Source organism: Acaryochloris sp. IP29b_bin.137, assembly GCF_028285745.1.
Classification (GTDB): Bacteria; Cyanobacteriota; Cyanobacteriia; order Thermosynechococcales; family Thermosynechococcaceae; genus Acaryochloris.
Window position 1 is genome coordinate 1 of sequence record NZ_JANQOP010000243.1, and the last position, 3,851, is coordinate 3,851.

A 3,851-nucleotide genomic window follows, 5' to 3' on the forward strand; every position below is an offset into this window, starting at 1 on the left:
GGTTGCACTGACACCAATTAATATCCCCCCGAAGAGGGCCGTTAGTTCATTGAAGCCAATCACTTAAAACCACTAGTCTGCAGGGTTGGGGATGTTGCTTTTCACTTGTTTAATATACTTGAGTTTGGACTAAGTTGATGTCGCCAAGCAGTGTAAAGTATCCCGTTGCCAAGATGGCAATTTAGGTTTCTATTTAAAGAATCTCCTCACTTTCACGACTATTGTTTGAGATTCCAAATTTGCCTCTTGATCAGCCATTCTCCAGAGTCATCTCTATGAAGAAGCCAGGTCTTCGTAGTTTTGAACGAATTGGCCATGCCATCGGCTAGAGTAACCGTATTGATATGCCCCTCAGCAATGCCATATATCCATTGATCGTCGATCCGTAACGCATCAAGGGGAGTCAATTGAACTGTCCATTTCGCGACTTCGTAGTCCTTTTGTTCGCTCTTTGAAATTTCATCCGGGCCGTATTCAGGCTCCGACTTTGGTGGCATCCGAATCGCGTCTGGAGCAAAAAGCTGCCGATAAGCTAGCGAATCGTTGGCACTAACAGCTGCTGCATATTTTTCACATAACGTTTTAAGGACCTCATTCGCATCAATCATGGTTTATACCTCACGAAACAACTCGCCTAGCTATGTTGCAGAACAAATACATTTAAAACACAACTAGCTTAGTCGGGAGACTGACAAAAGATTATTCTTCAATCCCCTGTATAAGGTATATATAACAAACTCTACGAAATAGACTAAGCCGCCATTAATGTAGCCTAAAGCAATCTGTACTCAGCAGTACTCGAACCAGTAAATTACAAATCTTTGAGTTGAGCAAAGAACCTCACTACACAGATTTAGTTGGCGGCTAGAACGTCTAAACTAAATGTTAATTCTTTTGGTCGATTAATTATAATTGGCTAATCTCAGAAAAAATAATTCTTTCGTTGTCAAGAGCTAACGCGCTGATATTCAGTCGTTCCAGCCATTGGAATTATCTGACAGGACATATAAAAGAATCAATATCTGTTAAGTTGCTTTAACCTAGGTTTTTTAGCCGCCAACAAGGAATACTCACTATTCTCCTAGAAATTTGCTAAGAAAGTCAGTCAGACTTATTGATTAGTAAGAGTGCTAGTGATCTTGCTGCTTTTGACTATAATCCCTACCAGCAAAGCAATTCAAGTTGCGAAACTTTAAATTGATCTCAGTATTTCTACTGTACTCCCGACCTACAACCCCTTCGTAGGCTAGGCAATACGTTGATGAATAACTCATAGTCAATTCCTAGAAATCAAACTAATTGAGCTTGATCATGACAGCCGATGAGATCATTGAGTACTACGTGCAGACTTCTCACTCTACTCTATTGACAACAAAACAACACCCTCTTTGTCCATACATCCTTAAGTCTTGGACTTGCCTTAATGTTGATGGTCAAGCAGTGATTCATGGGCAAATTCACAACCATCCTCAGTACCCATCAGGTAAGCCCTTGAAGACATTGCCTATTGAGGGGTATTGCTCTGATAATGGACACGTATATGTGTGCACCAATAATTCTATGTATGAATTAGGTTTGCCCCATCAAAGATTTGAGGGTGATCCTCAATGGTTGCTAAGTTAAACACCTCCGGTTTTACCGGAGGCTTGGAAGAACCCCTTAAAGGGGATTTTAATCGATGGTCATAAACTCTCATTGTTTGCTGTTGACGGTAGCGCATCTCCATAACACGCTGTTATCACCCTGAAGTTGGATTGTCAGGCCAAGATTTGTGGGGTTGGCAACACCCGGATTTGTTGGATGTGACTATAAACCGCAGTAAAGGTTAAACCTTACGATTCCTCCGGTCAAACCGGAGGCTTAAGAAGGATAGTAACCATGAAATGCAATCTGAGAAACGCACCGAGTTAACAGAACTAATAGGATAAGTTTGAAAGAGATCTATTAATACTTCCAAAGTTCTCACTCTATCTGCCTTGGCAATTAAGTAGCCGTTAGCAAGGGTAAACCCTTGATTCGAGAAGTGGTTGTATTTACCCCAATATCTGAAGAAACTCCGTTGCCCAATAATCCAGGTGTACTATTCACGGAATGTATCAGTTAGTTGGCAAACCTGATTGGAAACACTGTTTTCTCTCAGACAGATCACCGCGAGCAGGTTGAGAATCTAGGAAAGCTAACCCATCGTTAATAATGGTTAGGGAGCCAACCAGAATGATTTCGAAGCCTTCAACTCTGGAAAGCCAATCTATAGGACAAGAGAAAAATCTACATCTCCACAAGCATGTTGCCACCGCTCTTACCCCTAAATGGGTTGTAGAAAAGAAACAACTTATCCGTAAGTAGGAGCTAATTCCTCGAACATCTATCCTTTCCACTATGCCCGGATTTCTACGAACTTCAGATAGCGACCTGGCAGCTTAGGCGAATTATCGTAGAGCATCAGCTTTTACCAAACTCTAAGAGATTGCACCCCGATCCCCCTCAACAACTCGTCACTGGCAACTCAGCCCACCATGTTGTGTACCTTGGGGAACTCCACTTCGGCTGCATCCACCATGTCTGCTTAGCCCCGATGCAGCAATCTCCAGCGTCCTTCGGCCGAATCGGCCATTGACCTCATCTATGATCGACATCAGGCGTTTCTGTTTCTCTCAAATTTCATCCAAGCTCAAAAGTGGTGACTCCAAATAGACGGTTCACTGCCAGCGATGGCTGTTTTAGGGTATACATTCGTGCTGTTTCAAAAACCTTTTTCATTTGATGCTTATTGACAAGCTCAATGGCAGCAGTGTTAACTTCTGGGATATCCAGGAAAATAGGTGAGTCTGTATCTACACTACTACTCAGGTGCAGAAAGATAGACTCAGCAATCTCAGGAGTATCAGAAAACAGCGGCCCAATTTTATAACCCTGACGACACCTGCGAATAACGCCATAACCGCACAGTTGATTATGCTCGATGGATGCTATACCTATAGCCTCTGGCAGTTGCGTCCATCCCCTCAAAAAAGACTCACGCTGGGTGGGAAAGAAGTTGCGATCATAACGACACAGATCATCGAATGAAACTGTTTTGAGCGGCACTAGATGATTGGCTGATAAAGATAAACCGCTAGCAACACCTTCATAACGGATGTTGCGATATGCGAGCTGGAAGCCCGACTTGACGTAGTTAGACTGCTGCTCGACTACACCATCAAGTCCGATGTTGTGTCCCGCCAATCTTTTCATTGCCGCATCCCAGATTTGAATTCCATATCCCTGACCCCGGTACTCTGGCTTAACGATATAAAAACCGATAAAACCGAATGTTCCACCATAGGAGACTGCTGAGATACAGGCAATGGGTTGATCTTCAAGCAAACCCATCAGAAAACCATCAGGATCGGTTTGGTAGAAACAGTCAGCATCGTGGAGACCGGGATTCCAACCTTCATTGACTGCCAGTGCGATCGCAAAATCTAGTTCATGTCGTTGGGCCGTCCGAATTTCGTAGTTGCTCACCTTTGTATTCCTCCCCCTTCCATATTCTCATGAGATAATCCCCGAGCATCCCGCACAATCCTCAGCTCTAAACGCAGCTCGTCAGGAACATCAACATAGACCTTAAAGTCCAGGTACTCTTGGATTTCAGGCAGGATCAGCACAAATATTCCCTCGACAATGATGATCGGGTGGGGTTGCACTCGCTCGGCCTCCACTTTCCGGTAATTGGTGACCACATCGTAGACAGGCAGCTCAAATGATTCACCAGACCGCAGCCGATTCAGATGATCGATCATCAGATCTGCCTCCAGGGCTTCTGGTAAGTCGTAGTTGCCATAGGGCATTAAGCGATAGTATCGGTC

The 3,851-nt window shown here is 43.9% G+C and carries 2 protein-coding genes and 2 pseudogenes; all 4 read right to left on the reverse strand.

The features are described 5' to 3' along the window. Positions 1-218 precede the first annotated feature (218 nt). The gene (locus tag Q0991_RS17260) at positions 219-608 is read right to left on the reverse strand and encodes a DUF4440 domain-containing protein (protein ID WP_299490586.1); all 390 of its coding nucleotides are present in this window, start codon (positions 606-608) and stop codon (positions 219-221) included. A 1,876-nt stretch (positions 609-2,484) separates the two neighbouring features. Then, positions 2,485-2,636 (reverse strand): annotated as a pseudogene (locus Q0991_RS25230) (DUF4113 domain-containing protein). A 25-nt stretch (positions 2,637-2,661) separates the two neighbouring features. Continuing rightward, on the reverse strand, positions 2,662-3,507 hold the full coding sequence (locus Q0991_RS17270) for a GNAT family N-acetyltransferase (protein ID WP_299490588.1): 846 nt from the start codon (positions 3,505-3,507) through the stop codon (positions 2,662-2,664). Further along, positions 3,504-3,851 (reverse strand): annotated as a pseudogene (locus Q0991_RS17275) (uridine kinase); the annotation flags it as partial. The pseudogene Q0991_RS17275 and the gene Q0991_RS17270, both read right to left, overlap by 4 nt.

Excerpts from the sequence above, each read along its gene's own strand:
- Q0991_RS17260 (WP_299490586.1), bottom strand. The coding sequence starts at position 608 with ATGATTGATGCGAATGAGGTCCTTAAAACGTTATGTGAAAAATATGCA.